Here is a 17,827-nt window from a genome sequence, read left to right as displayed (position 1 = left end):
GCTGAGCGCCTTGAGGACGGAGCCCCCGCTCCGCGTGACCGGCTACTCCGTAAAGGCTTAGTTTTGCTAGTTCTAGCGCATACAGAAAAGGCTCTCCGAGATACCGGAGAGCCTTTTCTGTTACTTATATGCGGTTGGAGCGACGGCTTGCGGACAATGCTTGCGGCACAGTTCCGCACGACCGGCACGCGGACAATGCTCGCGGGGGAGTGCCCCCTCTGCGGCGCTGAGCGCCTTGAGGACGGAGCCCCCGCTACGCATGTCCACGGTGCCGTTTACGTATGTCCGCTGCGCCGTTGAGGTTCAGCGCCGCTACAGACCCAGCTGGCGCAGATAGCGTTCCGCCACCGCCTCCACCTGATCCAAGCCGCGCACACGACCCAGCGCCTGGGCCCATGCATCACCCGCAGGTTCCGAACCCACCGGCAGACCAGCCGCCGCCCACAACGCCGCCGTCATCGCACCCACCGAATCCGAATCCGAATCCACCGACACCGCACAGCACAAACCCCCAAACAGGGCTTCGCGCACCGCCGCATCGTCAGCATCAGCAGGCAGACTCTTCACAGCATCCGCCGCGCACCAGAGAGCCATACCCAACAGCTCCGGCGCAGTCCAACCTGTACCAAAATGCTCCGCCACAGCCTCCGGAACCGGCACCGTACCGCCCTCCAGCAGCTCGAGGGCACGACTCAGCGCCGCCGCCGTACGCGCAGCATCACCCGGCATCGAATCATCCGCGCCCACCGTGCCACACCAGTCAAGCACACGGCGCGCCGCCTCCAGCAACGCATCAAACGAGCCGGACGGGGATGCCAACAGGTCACGAACCAACAACGCATACGCCGCCGCCGAAGCCAACGCCTCCGGATGCCCATGCGTCAACGCCGCTGCACGCACCGCCAACAAAACCACCGTCCGCTCCTGCGCCACCGGCAACACACCCAACGCCGCCGAACGCACCAACGCGCCACTGCCCAGGGCATCGGGAGTCACCGACTTCGACACCAGCTGCATCTCACCGGAACCCAACGCCCGCAACGTCGCCGCACCCGGACCGCGACGCGCCGTCAACTCCGAGGACTCATCAATTTCACGGTCCAAGGAAAACGGCGCAGACTCCGGCAGAACCTCGCCAATACCGCGGAACCAACGCAAATACGCCAACCACAGACACGCCAACTCATCCGCCGCCGCACCCTCGTTATTCCACTCCAAAACCTCCGTCAGGCCATCTAGGGTGTAGCAGGTCAGCTGCGTATCATCACTGACCAGCAGCTCACCAAACGCCAACTCCCACGGCTTCGGGTCGCGCGCCGCGATCTGATCCGCCGACAGTAGCTCAAGGGGATAGCCCAGCGCGTCGCCCAGCGCAGACGCACGCAACAGGCCGCGCACCCGGCTCGCAAACTCAGCCGAAACCTCAGGTGCACGCGTGAACTCAACAGAAGAAAAACTCATAGGGCGATTATCCCACGGGTGGCTAGAGCATAAGCGGCTTCGTGCTCAGGATGCGCGGGGTTGGGGTATACCAAACGGCTTCGTGCTCATGCTCGCGGGGGAGTGCCCCCTCTTCAGCGCCTGGGGGCGCTTCGAGGACGGAGCCCCCGCTCCGCATGAGCACCTACGCCGCGGTGGGGTGCCTACTCCGGGGATGTGGAGATACCGAGGACGGAGCCCCCGCTCCGCGTGAGCACCTACGCCGCTGTGAGGTGCCTCCGCGAATGACGAACTGTGAGGTGCAAAATAAGACGCAATGCCATACTGAAACCATGAAGATTCTGCACACCTCCGACTGGCACCTCGGCCGCACCTTCCACCGCAGCCCCCTCACCCGCGAACACCAGCAGTTCATCGACGAACTGCTCAACTACGTGCACGCCGAAGGTATCGACACCCTCCTCATCAGCGGCGACGTCTACGACAGCACCATCCCCACCGCCGAAAGCACCACCCTGCTCGACCAGGCACTCACCCGACTCATGCGCGCCGGCGTGCAAGTCATCCTCAGCTCCGGCAACCACGACTCCTTCCGCCGCCTCAGCTACGGCGCCGCGTTCTTCGAAGCCTCCGGCGTGCACCTGCGCACCAGCCTCGAAGACGCCACCCGCCCCGTCGAACTCACCGACGGCACCCAGCGCGTACACGTCTACGCCATCCCCTACCTCGCGCCGCGCCTGCACGCCACCGTCCTCGGCGTAGAACCCACCCACCAGGCGGTCCTCGGCGCCGTCACCGACGCCATCCGCGCCGACGCCGCAGAACGACGCGCCCGCGGCGAAGGTGCCGACCGCATCATCGTCATGAGCCACGCAACCGTCAGCGACACCACCGGCAGTGACATTGCCGGCAGCGCAGACACCACACCCCGCAGTGACTCCGAACGCGACATCAGCGTCGGCGGCATCGACTGGGTACCCGCCTCCCTCTTCGACGGCTTCGACTACGTAGCCCTCGGCCACATCCACAAGCGGTACCCCGTCACCCCCACCATCCGGTACAGCGGCTCGCCCCTCGGCTTCTCATTCAGCGAAGAACACAACCGCAACGGCGCCTACCTCATCGAACTCACCCCCGGCGAAGAACCCGCCATCAGCGGCCACGAATGGGCAACCCGCGTACACATGAAAACCCTGCGCGGCACCATGGACCAGCTACTCAACGCCCCAGAAAACAGCCCCTACGAGCAGGGCTACTACTGCCGCATCGAACTCACCGACGAAACCCTACCCGTCGGCGCCGTCGACCGCCTGCGCAGTCGCTACGAAACCATCTCCCACTTCAGCTACCGCAGCACCCAACCCACCGCCGAAAAACCCGCCGCCGCACCCCTCACCCGCGACGCAGACCCCGTCGAAACCTTCGACCAATTCCACCAATACGTACGCAACCGCCCCCTCACCAGCGAAGAACGCGACGTCATCACCGCCCTCAGCGACCACATCAAAAGCCACAAGGACAACGCATGATCCTGCACAACCTCGAATTCGAAGCCTTCATGGCATACCCCAAGCGCCAAGAAATCAACTTCGACACCCTCAACAACGCCGGTGTATTCCTGCTCAACGGACCCACCGGCGCCGGCAAAACCACAATCCTCGACGCCATCTGCTACGCCCTCTACGGCGAAACCAGCAGCGACCGCGAATCCGCCAAACTGCACTCCACCTACGCGGCACACAGCGGCACCAAACCGCGCGTGCTACTCGACGTCACCCTCCACGGCAAGCGCCTGCGCATCGACCGCACCCCCGCCTACAACAAGCCCATCACCCGCGGCGCCCGCAAAGGCCAGATGCGCGAAGAAAGCGCCAAAGCAACCCTCGCCGAACTCGCACCCGGCGCCGACCCCGCCGATGAAAAAGCCTGGACCCCCATCTCCAGCAGCGTCGCCGAAGTCAACCGCACCATCGCCGAACGCACCCACCTGACCAAAGAACAATTCCTCAAGGTCGTGTTGCTGCCGCAGGGTCAGTTCGCGCAATTCCTCAAGTCCAAGCCCAAAGAACGCAAAGAACTGCTCAAGAAGATGTTCCCTGTTGAACACTACGAGCAGCTCTTTGACGCGCTCCTTGAGGAAGCGAAAAAAGCTCAGCAGGACGTCGCTCAGGACGAAAACACCCAGCGCGGCTACCTTGAACGTGCCCGCGTAGAAATGCTCGCCCTGCAGGCGCTACTGGATGCGGTGGAATCGGGTTCTGAGTATGTTGCAGAGGTAGGGGAAGAGGCTTCCGAAAACCTCACCGCTGAGAGTGTCACCGCCGAAACCCTCGACGCGTGGGTCGCCGGCGGGGTAGAACGCGCTCGTGAGACCTCCGCACGCGAAAAGCAGGAACAGCAGCGCCTCAGCGATGAAGCCGACCGGAACACCCGCCTACTCGCCGAACGCGCCCAGCTGCAGGCAGACTGGCGCGAATACGAGCAGCTGTGCGAGCGCCGCACCCGCTTGACCGAACGCGCCGACGAGTATAAGGCGCAGCGTGAAGAGTTGGCGCAGGCGCGTGCCGCCGCGCCCCTGCACGCACAGTATGCGCAGGTCCAGGCTGAATCCCAGGTGCTCACCGCCCGGGAACAGGAACACGCGGCGTGTGCTTCCGCGCTGGAGGAAAACGGCCGCACCCTGCTTGAAGCGCTCCGCAACGAGGACACTGCCGCAGAAGTCACCTTCCCCGAAGAGATGACCTTCGCGGCGCTCCCGGATCTCGAGCCCGCAGAGCAGGAAACCCAGCTGGAGGCGCTCCTTGATACCCTGCGTGCCCTGCAGAAGCAGGACGCGCAGCTCGCCGAAGAGGAAGCAACGGCGGCCGCCCTGTTGAAGCAGGCTCACGCCCTCGAACAGGATAAGGCGCGTGCCGAAAAGACCCTGAGCAACCTCACCGCCGCCGCGGAGGAGCTTGCCGAAGAACTCGCCGGCTACAGCACCGCCGACGAGGAGCGTACCCTCGCCGCGCACCTGGTCACCGAGGCGCAGCAGAAGCACGACGCCGCTCAGCAGATGCAGCAGAAGCTCGATGCCGCCTCCGCAGCGGTTGCTGAGGCTGAGAAGCAGAACAAGCGCACCGCCACCGCCGAGCAGAAGGCGCAGGAAAAATGGCAGGCCTCGGCTCAGCAGGCGCTCGCCGCCACGGAGGAGTTCAAGAACCTGCAGGTGCTGCGCCTCGCCCAGGCGTCCTCGCTGCTGGCGCGTGAGCTCAAGGACGGCGAACCCTGCGCGGTCTGCGGCTCGGTCGAGCACCCCGCCCCCGCGCAGATTGCCGAGGGCGAGCAGTTGGTTGAGCGCGCCGACCTGGACGCCGCCAAGGAGCGTGAAGACAAGGCGCACAAGCAGGCGCGCACCCACGAACTGGCTAAGGACCGGGCGACCAAGGCGCACCAGGAAGCCTCCGAGGCGCTTGCCGCCGCCCGCACCCAGTACGAGACTCTGGCTGCCCAGGGCGAGTGTGATGTTGAGCAGACTGCCGCGCAGCTGCAGCAGGCGCAGACCCGCCTCACGCAGGCTCAGTCGCGCGTGACGGCGCGTGACGGCGTGCAGGCGAAGGCTGAGCGGGTGCGGGTTGAGCAGCAGAAGGCTCAGGAGGCGCTGCGCACCACCGAGGGCGCGGCGGTTGAGGCGCAGACTCGTCACCGTGATGCTTCGGCACGCTGTGAGGCTACTGCGGCGCAGCTGGCGCCTGCCCGTGCGGCGGTGGGTTTCGCGCAGCGTGTTGAGGCTGTGGAGGGCTACCGCGCGGCGCATCAGCGTCTGGCGCGTGCGGTGTTGTTGCTGGGCCAGGCGCGTGAGCGTCATGCCCAGGCGGCGGCGCAGGCTGAGCGTCTGCTGGTTGAGTCTTCGTTTGAGAGCGCCGAGCTGGTGCAGGCGGCGGTGCGCACCCCCGAGCGCATCGACGCCCTGGACCAGGCTGTTGCTGCGTATGAGTTGGAGCATGCCCGCCTTCTTGAGGGCTTTGGTCGTGAGGCGATTGTTGCGGTGGCGGCTCGTGTTGCCGCTGGTGAGCAGGCGCCGGATGATCTGCAGGGCGTGCGTGAGCAGGTTGAGCAGTTGCGTGCGGCGGCGCACCGTTTGACTCTTCGTGAGGGCGAGCGGGAGAGCGTTCTGCGTTCCCTACAGGCACTGCGTGGTGAGTATGCGGCGTTCCGTGCGAAGACGGCGCAGCGTTATGACCGTGCGCAGATGTTGGCGAACCTGGCGGCGGCTGCCCGCGGTGATACGCTGGGCGGTTATGAGCATCAGGTTGACCTGGTCAGCTATGTGCTGGGTGCCGAGTTCGAGCGGATTCTGCACTCGGCGTCGCTGCACCTGGACCGTATGAGTGAGGGCCGCTACGGCATGGTGTTTAGCGATCACCGTGCGAAGGGTAGCCGTTCCGGCGGTGGCCTGAACCTGGAGATTACTGACACCTGGACGGGCGAGCCGCGTGAGGCGTCGTCGCTGTCCGGCGGCGAGTCGTTCTTGGCGTCGCTGTCGTTGGCGTTAGGTCTGGCGGAGGTCGTACAGGCGAATAACGGCGGCATCGAGCTGGACACCCTGTTCATTGATGAGGGCTTCGGCACGTTGGACGCTGAAACTCTGGACATGGTGATGGGCACGATTGAATCTCTGCGTGATAGTGGCCGCACTATTGGCCTGATTTCGCATGTGGAGGAGATGAAGAACCGTATTCCCGCCCAGATTGTGGTTGAAAAGGGTCAGAACGGCTCGTCGGTGAGGGTAAACTCCTAGTAGGCATAAATTCGCTTCCGGGCTGCTGTTATGGCATGTCCGGCGGCTTATACGTGAAAGAGATGATGACCTCGACACCTCAGGACAGGGCACCGAATTCAACGTATCGTGTGGAACCTTCGGCTGATGCGCACACTAACGCATCCGCGCCGGAGGTTCCTCCGCGCACCATGAAGGTGGCACCCGCCTCCGATTCGCCGGATAAGTCGTGTGCTTCGGGCACGGGTATTCCAACGGTTCCGGGTACGTCCTTGACGGATGTGGTGCGCAGTAACGACCACGTGTTGCAGGAGTTGCCGCCGCGACCGGTTCCTACTGCGGATGAGGTTAATACGAACGCCTCGGTGCCGGATATTTTGCGTCAGCATTGGGCGTTGTTCCTGCGTAACGGTAAGGAGCAGCGTTACCATCTGCGCGGTGTGCTCCGTGATGAGGGCTTTGCCCGTAATGTGTTGACGATTCTGTTCCATATTCCGGCGGCTTCTTCGGCGTTTGCGCTGTATATTCTGTTGGCGAGCCACCTGGGTAGTGTGCATGATGGCGGCTATGCGGTGGCGGCGTTTGCTGGCGCGTATTCGGTGCAGATTATGCTCGGCCCGATGCTGGTGCGTGCCCTGGGTTTGAGGGCGTTGCTGGCGATTACGTCGGTGCTGAATATTGCTGCGGTGCTGAATATGCTGGTCATTGGTTGGCGTTTGACGGTTGACCCGAATAACGTGAGTACGACATACCATGCGCTCTCTTGCGTGGCGATGGGTTTTACGACTCCGCCGTGGACGCCGTTTGCGTTGGAGTCGCTGTACCGCCGCAACTATAAGTACAGTGATGTTCGCTTGTCGACAGCTGTTTCTTGGGGGACGACGGCGAACCTGTCGATGTACCCGCTGGCTGCTCTGCTGGTGCGGCTGGGCGATGCGTACCTCACCCCGAATCATGAGTATGCGGGCTTCTGGATCACGATGATTCTGGATGCGCTACTGTTCATTGTGGTTCTGGCCGCGCCGATGTGGCTGCCGGATATTTCGCGTATTCGCATGTCTCCGCCGAAGAATCTGGTCCGTCCGAATAAGCAGACGGTGGTGTTGATTCTTGGTCTGGTGCTGCTGGGTGCGTGTATGGGCGCGGTCGGTTCGGGTCTGCTGGGCTTCTCGCTGATTCACGGTTCGATGAACCTGTTCATGGCGATGGTTGCGACCGGTACCGGCGCGATGGTGCTTGTGTCTTTCCCCGTGGTTTTGGGTGCCCGTTCGGTGAACCCGTGGCACGGCTGGCTGGCGAGTGGCGTTCTGCTGATTATGGCGGCACTGTATTTGCCGGCGAGCGATGATACGTCCACGATTTTCTATGCGTTGGTGCTGTGTGGTGCGGTGCTGGGTGTGGCGTTTGGCGGTCATGAGCTGTGGCTGAACCGTTCTCTGAAGCACATTCCTGATGCGCAGGCGAGCTTCTTTACCCGTTCGATGCTGGGTATTGGTCTTGCGATGGGTAGTATGTGGGGCGGCTATATGGGCGATGCTCCGTATTACCGTAATGCGTTTATGGTGCCGGTGATTATTGCGACGCTGTATTTTGCGTTGGGTCATTTGTACGGCTACCTGTGGCGTTCTGAGCATGAGGAGCAGCTGACTCCTTTGTCTGAGACGGCGCGTAGCTAGTTCGGCACATGGCTAATTCGGCACATGGCTAATTCGGCGCGCAGCTCGACCGAACGCATCTGAGCTTGAGCGTTGCGAACGCATACTAAAAGGCGGATGCCCCGCCACCTTCTGTGGGTGGTGGGGCCTCCGCCTTTTGTGTACCGGTTTTTGCGCCTCAGTGAGGCTGCCGTTTTAGTGACCGCGCTTGATCCATGCGGGAAGCTCGGGCGCCTCCAGACCGATGCCGGTGCTGTCGCCGTGGCCGGTGAGGACCGCGGTGGACTCGGGCAGGGTCAGCAGGCGGGTCGAGATCGACTCGATGATGGTGTCGAAGTCGCTGTAGGAGCGTCCGGTTGCGCCGGGGCCGCCGTTGAAGAGGGTGTCGCCGGAGAAGACGACGCCTTCGCTGTTCTCCCAGCTGAGGTTGGGTGCGTAGAAGCACACGGAGCCGGGGGAGTGGCCGGGGGTTGCCAGGACGGTCAGCTCGGTCTCGCCGATGCGCAGTACGTCGCCGTCAGCGAGCTCGTGGTCGAAGTCCCAGGAGGGGTACACCATTTCCCAGAGCACACGGTCCGCGGGGTTCAGGTAGACGGGTGCGCCGAAGCGTTCTGCCGCCTCTTTGGCGCTGCGGATGTGGTCGTCGTGGGCGTGGGTCAGCAGGATCTTCTCCACGGTGCGGCCTGCGACGGTGCGGGAGATCTTGTCGACGTCGTGGGCAGGGTCAATGATGATCACGGAGGAGTCATTGCCGATGATCCAGACGTTGTTGTCGACGTCCCAGCAGCCGCCGTCCAGCGAGAAGGTGCCGGAGGTGACGACTCGTTCAATACGTTCGCTCACGCTACGCTCCTAGAGTTCCACGACCGAGCGCAGCACGCGGCCGGTCTTCATGGTTTCGAATGCTTCGTTGACGTCTTCGAGGCGGATGCGCTCGGAGACGAAGCCGTCCAGGTCGAGGCGGCCGAGCAGGTACTGGTCCACGAACTCGGGGAAGTCGCGGGAGGGCAGGGTGTCGCCGTACCATGCGCTCTTGATGGAGCCGCCGCGGCCGAACACCTCGTCCAGCGGGATGTCCCAGGTGGTGCCGGGCGCGGGCACGCCGACGAGGACGACGCGGCCAGCCAGGTCGCGTGCTTCGAATGCCTGCTTGAAGGTGGGGGCGATGCCGACAGCGTCGATGACGAGGTCTGCACCGAAGCCGCCGGTGAGTTCCTTGATGGCTTCGACGGGGTCGACCTTGGAGGAGTTCACGGTGTGGGTTGCGCCGTGCTCGCGTGCGCGTGCCAGCTTCTCTTCGTCGATGTCGACGGCGATGATGGTGGTTGCGCCACCGAGCTGTGCGCCTGCAATTGCTGCGGTTCCGACGCCGCCGCAGCCGATGACTGCGACGGACTCGCCGCGCTTGAGCTCACCGGTGTTCAGAACAGCACCCAGACCTGCGGTAACGCCGCAACCGAGCAGACCGATGGCTGCGTACTGTTCGGGGCTGATGTCAGCGGTGATCTTGGTGCACTGACCGGCTGCGACGAGGGTCTTCTCAGCGAAGGAGCCGATACCCAGTGCGGGGGTGAGTTCGGTGCCGTCCTCGAGGGTCATCTTCTGGGTTGCGTTGTGGGTTGCGAAGCAGTACTGCGGCTGACCCTTGCGGCAGGCACGGCACTCGCCGCAGACGGCACGCCAGTTGAGGATGACCAGGTCGCCGGGGGCGATGTCGGTGACGTCATCACCGACAGCCTCGACGATACCTGCGGACTCGTGGCCGAGCAGGTAGGGGAAGTCCTGGCCGACGCCGCCGGTGACGTAGTGGTGGTCGGTCTGGCAGACACCGCAGGTGAGGACCTTGACGAGTGCTTCGCCCTTGCCGGGGTCGGGTACGTTGATGGTGGTGACGGTGACGGGCGCGTCCTGGGAGAGGGCTACGACAGCCTTAACCTTGTGCATGGTGCTCCTTTGCTAAGGCGCGGCTGAGGTTCAACCGCAGATAAAGGTTTTTTGATACGTTCCCATTCTAAGAGCTAAGGCATACCTGATGCACCCCGGGGCTGAGCGTGAAGCCCCCAGGTGAATGTGACGTTTTATGACGTTGTCGCCTCCACCTCTGCCGCAAAGGTGAGCGCACCGCGTCGGAATGCGCCCGAGGTCAGTGCGTTCACGTGGTCGCGGCCGGGCAGGGAGATGAAGCGGTTGAGCGGGTTGTCGCCGCGCACCATGTCGTAGAGTTCGGCACCGTCGGCGGCGATGGTGTCCGCGTCACCGAGCACGACCGCAATGGGCGCGTGCGGATGCGCGCCCGGGTGACCCGCAGGCAGGTCGGGGGATCCGGCACGCAGGGCGGGCACGTTGAAGAACGGGCCGAAGGGAATCCTCACGAACTTCAGCAGCGCGTCGGGTTGAATGGGGGAGTTGTCAATGATCGAGGTGAAGGAGGCAATCGCCTCGTCGGTGGAGTCTGCCGCCGGGGTTTCACCATCCGCCGTGACGCTGGTTCCCTCGTGCGCTTCGAGCATGGCGCGCAGGGTAATGAGGTGGTCGTGCAGGGGCAGGCCGCCCAGGGTGAGGGATGCGACCGCCTCCGGGTGGGTGAGGGCGAGTTCCCAGCCGACGCGCGCGCCGAAGGAGAAGCCGATAACGTGCGCGCGGGGCTCCAGTTCAACGCCGAGGTCGTTCTCGGTGGCGACGGTGCGCAGCAGCTGGGCAAGCATAGTGGTGAATAGGTGCATGGGGGTCAGCGGCCGGCCCGCCGCATCAACGGAGGGCACCGCATCGACAGGGGGCACCGAATCGAACGGAATCGTGCCGCTACGCACGCCCGTGTTGTTGGGGAGCTTGCAGTCGATGGCGTGCATGGACTCGGGGTCTTTGAGGTATTCGTCTGAGTGGTAGGGCAGGGTAACAATCAGCACGGGGTATCCCGCGCGCAGGTACTGGCGAATCCAGCTGGTGCCGCCGTAGAGCTGCTCGCCGCGGGTGGCAAAGCCGTGAATCATGAGGGCAGGGACGCGGCTTTTGAGCTGCTGCGGCTGGTAGAGGGTGTACTCGAGGTCGGGCAGGGTAGTGCCGGGTACAACAGCATTGGGTACGGCAAAGGGCGCGGGAGAGAAATCTGCACTGGTCATATGTCTATCTTAGTGACCAACGCGGGGTTTCTGTCCTGCGCCCTTTTCTATCTCGCGCCCTTGATGCGTTGAGGCGGTACGCGCTCAGCTGAGCTGCCGCTTAGTTCTTCTGTGCCGCACCGGTTGAGTTATCGGTGCCCAGGTCGAAGAGCGCCTCCTGCTGAGGTTCAGCCTTTGCGCTCGCTTCTGCCTTCGCCGCGGTTGCCTCAGAAGCCTGAGTTTCGGCGGCATCGGCCTTAGCCTGCTTCTGCTGCAGCTGTTCCTTACCGTTTTCGATGCGTTCCTTACCGTCGGCAATGAACGTGCGAATCATGGTGGTGTTGGTGTCCACCGCCTTCTGCACGCGAGCGGCAATGGAGGGGCCCTTCGGCTTGGGGAGCATGCCCTGGCCTGCCGCCTGCTGCTGCAATTCGCGTCCGGCGGACATGAGGCGTTCGCGCTGTTCTTTCATCGCACGGGATGCGGTGGTGCTGCGCGGCTGAACCTTCAGGTGTCCGTGGTCGTCTTCGCCGGCGAGTACCTGGCGCATGAGCATGATTTCTGCGTCCAGGTGCGCACCGAAGAGAAGCATATTGTTCATAATCCAGATGAACAGCAGCATCACAATCACACCACCAATGAGGCCGTAGGTGGCGTTGTACTTGCTGAAGTTGTTGGCGTAGAGGGTGAAGCCGAAACCGCCCAGGCTCATGCCGAAGAGCGCCAGCGCCGCACCGGGGGAGAGCTTCCACTGTTTGAAGCGGCGCACGTTCGGGGTTGCGGCGTAGAGCAGAGTGATCAGGGCGATTGCCATGAACAGGATGAGGACCCAGCGGCCGTTGAGCCAGATGAGCTTGATGAGCTCCATGTCGACGGTCGCGGGCACGTACTGACCGACCATGTCCAGGACGGTTACACCCAGCAGCATCATGAGCATCATGAGTACCACGAGGATGATAATCACGGTGGTGACGAAGACGTTCAACGGCTTGAGAATCCAGCCGGGGCGACCTTCACGCACGTTGTAGACCGTGTTGAGAGCTCGGCCGAAGGATCCGGTGTACCCGGAGGCGGACCAGATCGCACTGAGGATACCGGTCAACAACACCAGTCCTGCGCCATGGTCGCCGGTAATCTGCTTGATGGGGTCTTCCATAATGGCGTACATCTGGGCGGGCGCGTTGTCCTTGAGGAAGGCGAGGATGACGGCGGCGCTTTCCTCACCGTGACCAAATACGCCCAGTAGGGAGACGATTGCCAGCAGGGCGGGGAAGATGGACAGCACGGTGAAGTAGGTGAGTGCTGCCGCCATGTCGGTGCCGCCGTTTGCGCCGAATTTGTAGATGGCACGGCGCAGAATGTAGAGGATGCTGCCCTTGGGGAAGTCGCGCAGTTTCACGCTTGCGTACTTGGGGGCTGCGGGCTTCTTCTTACGGGAGAAGAGTCCGCGTCGAGCTCCGGCGGATACCTGGGTTGAGGAGGTGTCCGTGGAAGAGCCGGTGTGTGCAGCCAATGGGGCTCCTTGAATGAGTGGGGTGTACACAGTGGTGCGCCTATGAGCTTCAGCGTGTGGGCGCACAGAAGGGGCGAGGAGAACAATGAGCTGTCCTTCCCGCCCCTGCGGTGACATTATAGGGTTTTCTAACCCTCCCGCATTTTTCTGCGAGTGCAGATAGCTGACCTGTCGGTCAGTTAGAGAGGGTAACCGCCCCGAAAAGCCTCAAAAAGGCTTGTCAGCTAGGGTATAAAGCTACCTGCTGAGCCTAACTGAAAACTAGTTGTGAATACCCAGAACCTTAGCGGTGTGAGCCATCAGCTCATCAGCCAGATCCGGGTTGTCGTTGAGCTTCACGCCGTAACCGGGGATAAGCTCCTTCAGGCGAGGCTCCCAACCGGCAATCTTGGAGGGGAAGCACTTAGCCAGCAGGTTCAGCATAATCGGAGCCGCGGTGGAAGCACCGGGGGATGCACCCAGCAGAGCCGCGATAGAGCCGTCCGCTGCGGAGACAACCTCGGTACCGAACTGCAGGATGCCGCCCTTCTTCGCGTCCCTCTTCATGATCTGGACGCGCTGACCAGCCTCGATGAGCTCCCACTCGCCGCCGTCAGCCTCGGGGTAGTACTGGTGCAGGGTCTCCAGGCGAGCGTTCTTGTCCTTGACCAGCTCGGAGAGCAGGTACTTGACAAGGGAGAAGTTATCCAGACCTGCACGGGTCATGGGGTACAGGTTGTGCAGGCGCAGGGACTTCGGCAGATCTAGCACGGAACCCTGCTTCAAGAAGTTTGTCTTGAAACCGGCGTAGGGGCCGAAGAGCAGAGCACGCTTGCCGTCCACGTAGCGGGTGTCCAGGTGGGGAACAGACATGGGAGGTGCACCCACCGAAGCCTGACCGTACACCTTAGCGTTGTGCTGGTTTGCGGTTGCCTCGTGGGTGTTGCGCAGGAACAGGCCGGAGACGGGGAAGCCGCCGTAGCCCTTACCCTCTTCAATGCCGGACTTCTGCAACAGGTGCAGGGCGCCACCGCCGGCACCGAGGAACACGAACTTCGCGTTGATGCTCAGAGGCTCATCCTTGTTGATGCGGTTAATCGCCTCAACCTGCCAGGAACCGTTCGATTCGCGGTTCAGGTTGGTGACCTGGTAGCCGTAGCGAACCTCAACACCCTTGGTCTGCAGGTAATCGACCAGCTGCTCGGTGAGGGAGCCGAAGTTCACGTCGGTACCTTCGGGGGACCAGGTTGCAGCCATCGGCTCGTTACCCTTGCGGCCCTTGACGGTCAGCGGTGCCCATTCGCCAATCTTCTCGCGGTCATTGGAGAACTGCATACGCTCGAAGAGCTTCTCCTTGCGGAAAGAATCGTAGCGCGCAGCCAGGTACTTGGAGTGGTCTTCGCCGAAGACCAGGGACATGTGGGGGACCGGGTTGATGAAGCTGGTGTCAGTCAGAATATTCTTCTCAGTCAGGGAAGCCCAGAACTGGCGGGAAACCTGGAACTGCTCGTTAATGTTCAGCGCCTTGGCAGCGGAGACAGTACCGTCGGGACCAGCGGGGGCGTAGTTGAGCTCGCACAGTGCCGAGTGGCCGGTACCTGCGTTATTCCAGGGGTTGGAGGATTCCTGAGCAACCTTGTCGAGGCGTTCGAGCAGGATAATATTCCAGGTCGGTTCGAGCTCCTTGAGGAACACGCCGAGGGTGGCGCTCATGATGCCGCCGCCGACCAGGACGACGTCGGTTCGTTCAGTACGTGCTACCACTGAGTTCTCCCTTAGGGTGAGGGTGCCCATCCTCGGGCACAATGACTGTGGGGTACATCATCTAGCCTACTCCTTTTAGCGGGGGAGGCATAGCTAGAATCAGCAAATAACAGGAGAGTGTTGCAGTTCACATGTTAGCTTCCCTGGAGGGTAAAAACCCTCCAGAGCACGCCAAACATGCGCACAATGCAACACTCAAACCTGAACTGCCTACAACTTACGCAGTTTTCCAAACAGCTCAATCGCATTCTGCTCCGTCTGATAGCCCTGAACCTCACGGCTCACCGCCACCTTAGACGTCACATTCAGCAACGGAACCGCCGGCATGAACTGACCCAACTGAGACACAACCTTCGCATACAACTCGCGCTGCGAATCCACCGAATCGGCAGAGTCCGCGGTACGAATCGCCTCCAAAATCTCAGTAAAACGAGGCGACGGCGCCACCGCCACAGCAGTAGGCTGCGGCGAAGGTGACGCCGACGGGCTCGGCGAAGCAGAAGCCGAAGCCTCCTCCTCAGGCATCAACGGGTCCGGCGAATAACTCGGCTGCGGGCTCGGAGTCGCAGAAATCCGCACATTCGAATTCGCACCACCCGACGACGGCACATCAGAACTCTTCTTCGTCAAACCAGTCGTCATATCCGACGGCGCATTAGCAATCAACGAACGCACCTGATGCTCAGCAATCAGCGGCGCCAACACCGGACCAAAGAACGCATACGGGTCACGGTACATGCCGTAGAAACCCGCCAAGGTAATACCGCGCTCAGAAGAAACCTCACGGCTCTTCGACAGATACTCAGACCACGGCAGAGGCACCGGCTTAATATTCAGGCCCACCTCAATCAGCGAAGCCACCATCTCCGAATACACCTTCTGCGGAGTATCCATCCACGGCAGAGACACATCGGCAGGGTAGTAACACTCAATCACCTGATTGTCGTACCCAGCAGTTGCCAACAGTGAGCGCGCCATATCCTGATTACGGTCCGTGTAATCCTTCGCGTCATCAGCCTTAATGCGGAACGACGGCGAAATCAGCGTCTGCGCATCCGAGGTGCCCTGCGGATAATACTGACGTAGTGCACCGCGATCCACAGCATGCGAAATAGCGCGACGCACCGAAATATTCTTCAACACCGGATGCGCCGTATTCAAACCCAAATACACCAGCGAGAACGGGTCACGGCCCGGCGTCTGATAGCCATCACGCGCCAACTGACCCAGATCAGACGAATTCACCTGATCACACGCATCAATGTGACCCTCCATCAGCGCAAAATAACGCTTATCCGACGAAGTGAGGGTCGAAATCTGAATCTCATCCAGCTCAGGTGCCTGACCATCAAAATGGGTATTCTTCAGCAAGCGAACCGTGCCGGCCTCGAACGACTCCACACGGAACGCACCCGTACCCACCGGGCTACCCGTCAGCTTCTGATCCGCACCAAAAAGCGAAGGATCAATAATGCCAAACGCCTGCTGCGTCAAAATACGCGGGAATGCCAGAGAAGGACGCGACAGCGTCACCACCACAGAGTTACCCTTCGCCACCACCGACGAAACCAACGGCAAGAACGACTGCACCACAGAGGACTGAGCGGAATCCGACTTCTGCGCACCCTTCTTATCGCCCGGATGCGCAGCATCAGAAGCGCTCGCAGAAGTCGATGCAGAAGCAGACGCGCTCGGGGTAGCAGTCTCAGAGGCACTCGCAGAAGCAGACGGGGAAGCACTTGCAGAAGCAGACGCGCTCGGGGTAGCAGTCTCAGAGGCACTCGCAGAAGCAGACGGGGAAGCACTTGCAGAAGCAGACGCACTCACTGAAGCAGACGGAGTCGTCGCACCCGACGGAGACGCCTGAACCGGCGCAGGCTCCACCGCCGAAGGATCAATAGAACCCGGCTTCGGCACACCAAAACCCCACGCAAACAACGGCTGAGCAGGCACCGCATGAGCAGCAGTACCCTCACCCGTAGCCAACGTCTGCCACCTCTGGAAATTCTGCACCACAGCATCCGCAGTCAACGCAGAACCGTTACTAAAATGCGCCTCACGCAACACAAACGTATGCACCAAGCGGTCATCAGAAACCGTCCACTCACTACACAACGAATCCTGAACCTCAGGATCACCCGTGTAATGATTCGCCACCAACAACGTCTGCAAAACCTGCGCCGTCACCTGATACGTACTCGCCACAGGAAACAACACCGGGTCCAAACCCAACGGCGCCGCACCCTGCGCAAACCGAAACACGCGACGCGCATCAGCAGACGACGCACTCGCCGAAGAACCAGCTGACGAACCAGCAGAAGACTGACCAGAACACGCAGAAAGCGCCAAACCAGCACTAAAAAGCGCGCCAAAACGCAAAACGGCACGTCGACTCAAGCCACTCGAGCCGGCAGTAGCTCGCAGCAGCGCATCAGAACTGCCAACAGCTGACGATGCATAAGGCTGATGCTGCACGGGAGGGTCCTCTCTTCCGTCGCGGATGCTTATCTTTCAGGATAACGGTTCAACACCCAACCGGGCGAGACACGCCCACCCCGGCAAGGCGCATACAAGAGAACCCGCCGCCACGAAAACCGTGACGGCGGGCCCAATGTGAATGTGTGTGCGCGAGGGGGGACTTGAACCCCCACGCCATAAGGCACAGGAACCTAAATCCTGCGTGTCTGCCAATTTCACCACTCGCGCGTAGCGTCACCCCACATCCGAAGATGCATGCGTCTGAGGCAACAAAAAATTAGTGTACACCAGGAACCCAGGTTCTCCAAGCCTTAAAAGAAGCCCTCATAGGGCAAAAAGTCCGCAAACACGCCGAACAACAGCCCTCTCAAGAAGCAGTAGAACGGCGATACACAAACCCCAGAAAACGTGACCCTACTTCGGGTCAATACCCAAATCACGACGCAACTTCGCCACATGACCCGTCGCACGCACATTGTACTGAGCCACAGAAATAACACCCTGCTCATCAATCACAAACGTCGAACGAATCAGGCCCTCATACACCTTGCCGTAATTCTTCTTCTCACCCCATGCACCATACGCCTCAGCCACAGCATGATCAGCATCAGACAGTAGCGGGAACGTCAACGACTCCTTCTCCACAAAACGCGCAATAGCCGCCGGCGAATCCGGAGAAACACCCAACACCACGTAACCCAACGACTTCAACGACGCCAAATTATCGCGGAAATCGCACGCCTCCTTAGTACAACCCGGAGTCGAAGCCTTCGGGTAAAAATACAAAATCACCTTGCTGCCCGCATAATCACTCAGACTGTGCTCCTTACCTGACGCATCAGCAAGGGTAAAAGCAGGGGCCGGGGTGCCCGGCTCAAGACGAACGCTCATCAATAACTCCTCAAAACATCAATAGAGATCAGCAGGGGAGCGGCGGATGCGCCCCACACAGTACCAAGGGCGGACGCGCCCCATGCAATACACACAGTCTAGTGTCCCACACACCCCACCCAAACAATGTGTCCAGGTTCACCACAAATCAACTTGCGTACACCACAAAAACTCGCGTATAGTATTTTTCTGTTGCAAGGGAAACCTTGAAAAACAAAACAAGCGCCTCTAGCTCAATTGGCAGAGCAAT

11 protein-coding genes and 1 tRNA gene are annotated in these 17,827 nt (G+C 61.4%); 3 read left to right on the top strand and 9 right to left on the bottom strand.

Features of this window, described 5'->3' with window-relative positions; all coding sequences use genetic code 11:
• Window positions 1-312 precede the first annotated feature (312 nt).
• The gene (locus HMPREF2605_RS08795) at window positions 313-1,461 is read right to left on the bottom strand and encodes an ADP-ribosylglycohydrolase family protein (protein WP_070848061.1); all 1,149 of its coding nucleotides are present in this window, start codon (window positions 1,459-1,461) and stop codon (window positions 313-315) included.
• 311 nt (window positions 1,462-1,772) lie between these two features.
• On the opposite strand from HMPREF2605_RS08795, the gene HMPREF2605_RS08790 reads away from it, so the two are divergent.
• The 3 genes from HMPREF2605_RS08790 (at window position 1,773) to HMPREF2605_RS08780 (ending at window position 7,875) form a co-directional block, all read left to right on the top strand.
• The gene (locus HMPREF2605_RS08790) at window positions 1,773-2,969 is read left to right on the top strand and encodes an exonuclease SbcCD subunit D (RefSeq protein WP_070848059.1); all 1,197 of its coding nucleotides are present in this window, start codon (window positions 1,773-1,775) and stop codon (window positions 2,967-2,969) included.
• Window positions 2,966-6,220, top strand: a complete 3,255-nt coding sequence (locus HMPREF2605_RS08785) for an AAA family ATPase (RefSeq protein WP_070848057.1) — start codon at window positions 2,966-2,968, stop codon at window positions 6,218-6,220. Before HMPREF2605_RS08790 ends, HMPREF2605_RS08785 begins: the two co-directional genes overlap by 4 nt.
• A gap of 65 nt (window positions 6,221-6,285) precedes the next feature.
• The gene (locus tag HMPREF2605_RS08780; RefSeq protein WP_246828197.1) at window positions 6,286-7,875 is read left to right on the top strand and encodes an MFS transporter; all 1,590 of its coding nucleotides are present in this window, start codon (window positions 6,286-6,288) and stop codon (window positions 7,873-7,875) included.
• Window positions 7,876-8,049: 174 nt separating this feature from the next.
• On the opposite strand, the gene HMPREF2605_RS08775 is transcribed toward HMPREF2605_RS08780, so the two are convergent.
• The 8 genes from HMPREF2605_RS08775 to bcp all read right to left on the bottom strand — a co-directional run bounded on the left by HMPREF2605_RS08775 (window position 8,050) and on the right by bcp (window position 17,577).
• Window positions 8,050-8,697, bottom strand: coding sequence for an MBL fold metallo-hydrolase (locus HMPREF2605_RS08775; protein WP_070848056.1), 648 nt, complete (start codon window positions 8,695-8,697; stop codon window positions 8,050-8,052).
• Window positions 8,698-8,706: 9 nt separating this feature from the next.
• On the bottom strand, window positions 8,707-9,798 hold the full coding sequence (locus HMPREF2605_RS08770) for an S-(hydroxymethyl)mycothiol dehydrogenase (RefSeq protein WP_049354328.1): 1,092 nt from the start codon (window positions 9,796-9,798) through the stop codon (window positions 8,707-8,709).
• 134 nt (window positions 9,799-9,932) lie between these two features.
• A complete protein-coding gene (locus tag HMPREF2605_RS08765; RefSeq protein WP_070848054.1) occupies window positions 9,933-10,973 on the bottom strand; it encodes an alpha/beta hydrolase in 1,041 nt (346 codons plus the stop codon).
• Window positions 10,974-11,073: 100 nt separating this feature from the next.
• On the bottom strand, window positions 11,074-12,465 hold the full coding sequence (locus HMPREF2605_RS08760; protein ID WP_070848052.1) for a YihY/virulence factor BrkB family protein: 1,392 nt from the start codon (window positions 12,463-12,465) through the stop codon (window positions 11,074-11,076).
• A gap of 261 nt (window positions 12,466-12,726) precedes the next feature.
• Window positions 12,727-14,208: a malate:quinone oxidoreductase gene (locus tag HMPREF2605_RS08755; protein WP_049356593.1), complete on the bottom strand. Its 1,482-nt coding sequence runs from the start codon at window positions 14,206-14,208 to the stop codon at window positions 12,727-12,729.
• 210 nt (window positions 14,209-14,418) lie between these two features.
• Complete coding sequence (locus HMPREF2605_RS08750) at window positions 14,419-16,683, bottom strand: ABC transporter substrate-binding protein (RefSeq protein WP_070848049.1); 2,265 nt, start codon at window positions 16,681-16,683, stop codon at window positions 14,419-14,421.
• 149 nt (window positions 16,684-16,832) lie between these two features.
• Window positions 16,833-16,914 (bottom strand) — tRNA-Leu (locus HMPREF2605_RS08745).
• A gap of 186 nt (window positions 16,915-17,100) precedes the next feature.
• Complete coding sequence (gene bcp, locus HMPREF2605_RS08740) at window positions 17,101-17,577, bottom strand: thioredoxin-dependent thiol peroxidase (RefSeq protein WP_005508643.1); 477 nt, start codon at window positions 17,575-17,577, stop codon at window positions 17,101-17,103.
• Window positions 17,578-17,827 lie beyond the last annotated feature (250 nt).

The sequence above is a fragment of the Rothia sp. HMSC065C03 genome (assembly GCF_001837295.1).
Taxonomy (GTDB): Bacteria; Actinomycetota; Actinomycetes; order Actinomycetales; family Micrococcaceae; genus Rothia.
The sequence above is the reverse complement of the archived record's forward strand: the minus strand, read 5'-3'. Positions and strand labels throughout refer to the sequence as shown.